The following is a 4,859-nucleotide window of genomic DNA, read 5'->3' on the forward strand; positions in this document are numbered from 1 at the left end:
CCCTGATGAGGACTCGGCCACTGATTATATACAAAAGCAGGGACTTGGCCGGGTCGGAGAGCTGGAAGAAACCATGGAGCTTTTACCTTTGGCATTATCGCTTAAAGAAAAACTGGGGCTTAAATACGTCAAAGTTGCTGGAAAACCAAATTTGCCGGTCAGGCTAATTGCCGTATGCTCAGGGAGTGGTTCCAGCCTGATGAAAGATTTTTATTCATCCGGAGCTCAGGTTTTCATCAGTGGTGACTTGAGATATCATGATGCCAGGGAGGCCGAAGCTCTAAACCTGGGCCTTATCGATATGGGGCATTTCGCATCCGAGTATTTAGTGGTCGAAGTACTTGCAAAGCGGCTTGATAAAATTCTGGCAGCCGACGGCAAGGATATAAAAGTCGAGGCCTGTAAACTTGAAAATGATCCGTTTTTGGTTTTATAATAAAATGGTAAGCGTTCAAAGGTTCCCCGTTCCCCGTTCAGGGTTTAAATTTACGGTTCTTTTATTATATTTGGTCATAGGCTCCTAAATACTTTACCCTGAACCTTTGAACCTCTGAACGTTGAACCCTGAACCCTTGAACGGTTACTATACGTATAACGGGCATTGAATATGAAACGGCAGCTTGAGATACTGGTTAAACTCCAAAAAATCGAAACAGAAACATCAGGCATAAAAGCGGAGCTTGGTCAGGTTTCCCAAAAACTTGAAAAGCTCGATGATGAACTGCATGCATTTGAACAAACCTTGGCGGATGAAGAGTCATCTTTAAATGAGTTGAAGCAAAAATATCGGGATTATGAATCTGATGCCCAGATGAACCAATCCAGAGTAGATAAGACCACGGTAAAGCTCAGGTCTGTTAAGACCAACAAAGAATATCAAGCGCTGTTAAAGGAAATTGAAGACCAAAAGGCTAAAAATTCTAAAATCGAAGATCAGATGTTAGAATGCCTGGACCGCTGGGATGAAGTTGAAAAGAGCATCGCAAAGAAAAAGCAAGAACATATAGAGCTTTCTGAACAACTAAAAAACGAAAAAGAGGTTATTGCCCGGGACGTGGAGCAGAAAAAGAAGAAACTTGCCGAGCTTGATATGACCCGTGAAGAGATTGCCGGTATGATTGAGCCCAATTTGCTGGCAAAATACAATACAACCAAGTCACAACAATCAGAGGGGCTGGCCGTTGCGTCTGTTAAAAATGCAGTATGTTCCGGATGTAACATGAATATACCGCCGCAGATGTATAATGAACTTCATCGCCGCGATGCTTTGATGTTCTGCCCCCATTGTCATCGTATCCTCTATTGGGATGAAACAACAATGACTAAAAACGAATAACGTAACAGTATAGCCACAAAGACACAAAGGTTCACCCAGTTAAATGTTAAATAGCTCTAAATTTCGCTTACTTAGATATGCTATGATACTTATTAACAAAAATCGACACTGGTTTTTTCAAATTTAACCGGGCAGGCAAAGAAGTGGTATGAATTATAAACCTTAATGATTCAGTTTTATTGGTTAAATTGGTTACATTGGTTTGGTTTGTTAACAAATAAAACTAATTATAAACCAATAAAACCAATTGAACAATTTAAATTAGTATTATAATCTTAGTGTCTTCGTGTCTTTGTGGCTGAACTATTAATAAATGACCAATGACCAATTCTTGCGGTCAGAGCAGTCCAGACGATCGCTGGATCAAATAATGATCCGGAGGAAAGTCCGAACACCATAGGGCAGGGTGCTCCATAACGTGGAGTCGCGGCAACGTGAAGGAAAGTGCAACAGAAAGCATACCGCCCGGCACAACTGTGCAGGGTAAGGGTGAAAAGGTGCGGTAAGAGCGCACCAGTCCTCCGGGTGACCGGGGGAGCTTTGTAAACCCCACCCGGTGCAAGACCAAATAGAGAAGCGTTTGAGAACGGCCCGTTCGAGCTTCCGGGTAGGTCGCCAGAGGTACCGGGCAACCGGTATCCACAGATGAATGATCGTCAGTCGCTTCGGGGTAACCCGCAGCGGATACAGAATTCGGCTTACGGACTGCTCTGACCGTATTTTCTGGTTACGAGTTACGGGTTGCGTGAATTATTAATTTTGACATCCTTCGGGCTTGTATCTTTCAGAAATTGATTCACCGCCCGCTCCGCTGCGCTCGCTCAAGTCGCAAAGTTCGCAGAGTGAATTTTTCTTTTCACTAATTATTTTTTCTCTGCGCTCTTTGCGGCTCTGCGGTGAAAAATACTATTCGGCAGTAGAAACTGTGTCTAAATAATTATTGCCGCATTAGTAAGAGTTGGTGAAAATGGAATTTCAAAAAACTGTATGCGATATTTCGTTTGCCGAGAAGGTCCGCATATTTTCCAGCGATTATCTAAAGTGTTGTGTCTACATAACAAATTTTGATTCACCCCGGTATCTCTTTACCAAGATGCTTTTTTCAAAGCTGATCAGCACCTCTCAGGTTCTGGAAGACTTTCTTGATTATCATGGTGCCAAAAACAGCAAGGAATGGTATTTCTACAGGGAGCTTTCGGCTGCTGTCAGGCATTTAAGCCTTGCGGGCTACTCGCAAACCCATATTTTAAATCGTCTTATTTTCTACGGCCTTCCGGATTCCGAGACTTTTGAAAAAGAAGGTACCGCCACCCTTTATTTTATAAGAAAGACTCTTATGAAATTGGTCCCGGTTATACTTGAAGAGGCCCGGAGGCTCAATATACCCGTACCGGATGAGAGTTATGAAATGGAAGATTTCCCGGGTATTACAACCGGTGAAATGCTTCATTATGATATTGACGATATCGACAAGGACCTTCAAAAGAAAAATATTGTCAAAATCGCCAGTGAGCTCCTAAGCATCGCCGCAACCTTTGAACCGCATAGATTTTACAAGCCCTATGATTTTGCAGAGATATTAGGGATCGTTCCTGACAGAGTCAACGAGGTTGAAATGCGGCGGTTTGAAATGCTGGTGCACAATTTGCAATCATCCTTCGACACCTATGTCATCCACGGCGGATACCGTTTCGGCAACCGCAAACTCAAAGATCTGCGCGGCTACTTCTCGGTTGTATTTCACATGCTGCAAATGATCGGGCGGCTTCTCCATTTTTATGAACGGCACCTTCACGAGGCCGGATATAAGGACAGTTATAAAAAAGTTCAAGATCAATTATCCGTTTTAATCGATCCTGAAACCCTGCTTGACCGTACCATTAATTTCGGCCTTTACTATGTCTGCCATTATTTTGAAACCGGGAAAGATCTGGCCCGTGAGATCCTGAACGAGAACATCGAGCGCTCTTCCATTACCGTCAGTGTGCCCGTGAAGTTAGGTTTTCACAGTAGACCCAGCCTGCTGGTGGCAAAGACGGTTCAGCATTACGGGGGGCAGGTGGAGTTGTGCGTGGGCAAAGACCGCTTTGATGCCAGCAGCGTACTCGATATCCAGTGGGCCGGGGGTAAGATCCAGAAGGAAAACATTGCGGAAGTTACCTTTGAAGGTGACGTGCGGGCCTTAAAAGATATTAAAATCCTTGCCAGGGCAAATTACGGTGAAGACTCAATGGGCAAGGATATTCCGCTGCCCAAGGATCTCAATTATCTTAGACATTAGCCGTCTATATCGAACAAAATTTTAACATTTGTGTCACGTTATCCTATGGCGCTTCTGCTCGAAGTTGATGCAGATACTGGATGCTTGATACTGGATACTGGTTAACAAAGGAATGGTTATTTTATCTCTCCAGCATCGAGCATCCAGTATCAAGCATCGGTTCGTGTCAATTAATGTAATTGGAATCTCATAAACTCAAACAACCCAATTCAACCCTTTCAACCGAAGAAAATTATGGTTTCTACTGTTATAGTTGCTGCCGGCAAAGGCCTGCGGATGAACCACAGCGTTCCCAAGCAGTATCTTTTAATTGCGGGGCGTCCGGTTCTGGGCCATACCCTGCTGGTCTTTGATGCCTGTGAGCTGATCGATGAAGTCTTTGTGGTGGTTTCAGAAGAGGATTTCGGTTTTTGCCAAAACACTTTGATTGCCCCCCTTAATCTTAAAAAAAAGATCAATCTGGTCCGCGGCGGAACAGAGCGTCAGGATTCCGTCTATAACGGACTCCGGGCGTTGAGTCCCAAAACGGATACGGTTGTTATCCACGACGGCGTGCGCCCGTTTGTTGGCCCCGAAGAACTGGCGGCATGTATTACCGCTGCCGAAGAAACCGGGGCCTGCATCCTCGGTATACCTGTCAGCGATACCTTGAAGCATGTCGAAAAATCAGGTCATATTGAGCAAACGCTTGCCAGAGATAACATATGGATGGCCCAGACTCCGCAGGTTTTTCAATATGAATTAATACTAAAAGCCCATGAAGCGGCCCGCCGGGACGGATTCAGAGGTACTGATGATGCCTTGTTATTAGAGCGGCTGGGGATCGATGTTAAAATCATACCCGGCAGCAAAACCAACATAAAAATCACAACTCCGCAGGATCTGGCCCTGGCAGAAGCAATACTGACATTAGAATAAAAAATAACGTAATCGTTCAGCCACAAAGACACAAAGGTTCAACGTTCAAAGGTTCAACGTTCTAGGTTCAACGTTCCAGGTTAACCTTTGAACCCTGAACCTCTGAACGGTTACATAACCTTTAATCAATGCCTTTTAGGTGCGGGGATTGATTTATTTCATATCGGGTCAGTGGCGTGCAAGAAAAACTGATAATCTTATTGACAAAATGAGATGTATTCATTATTGAAAGTAGGAAAAAGAGACGTGTGTCTGTGAGAATCAATACGGGCTGAAAATGGAGCTAAAAAAAATTTATAATATTCATTAAAATAACCGGGTTTC

General features: G+C 43.9%; 4 protein-coding genes and 1 other RNA gene. All 5 read left to right on the forward strand.

The annotated features are described in order from the left end of the window. Positions 1–436 (forward strand): Nif3-like dinuclear metal center hexameric protein (locus V3S16_RS14035; protein WP_413885998.1); only part of this gene is annotated, 436 nt, incomplete at its 5' end. Between the two features lie 171 nt (positions 437–607). Continuing rightward, positions 608–1,336 carry a zinc ribbon domain-containing protein gene (locus V3S16_RS14040; protein WP_413886000.1) on the forward strand — a complete coding sequence of 243 codons (729 nt, stop codon included), beginning with the start codon at positions 608–610 and terminating at the stop codon, positions 1,334–1,336. 339 nt (positions 1,337–1,675) lie between these two features. Then, an RNA gene (gene rnpB, locus V3S16_RS14045) (RNase P RNA component class A) lies at positions 1,676–2,052 on the forward strand. A gap of 251 nt (positions 2,053–2,303) precedes the next feature. Then, on the forward strand, positions 2,304–3,617 hold the full coding sequence (locus V3S16_RS14050) for an HPr family phosphocarrier protein (protein ID WP_413886002.1): 1,314 nt from the start codon (positions 2,304–2,306) through the stop codon (positions 3,615–3,617). Between the two features lie 234 nt (positions 3,618–3,851). Then, positions 3,852–4,535: a 2-C-methyl-D-erythritol 4-phosphate cytidylyltransferase gene (ispD, locus tag V3S16_RS14055; RefSeq protein WP_413886004.1), complete on the forward strand. Its 684-nt coding sequence runs from the start codon at positions 3,852–3,854 to the stop codon at positions 4,533–4,535. The last annotated feature ends 324 nt before the right edge of the window (positions 4,536–4,859 follow it).

Origin of the sequence: Candidatus Desulfatibia sp. (assembly GCF_036446775.1) — a bacterium.
Lineage (GTDB): Bacteria > Desulfobacterota > Desulfobacteria > Desulfobacterales > UBA11574 > Desulfatibia_A.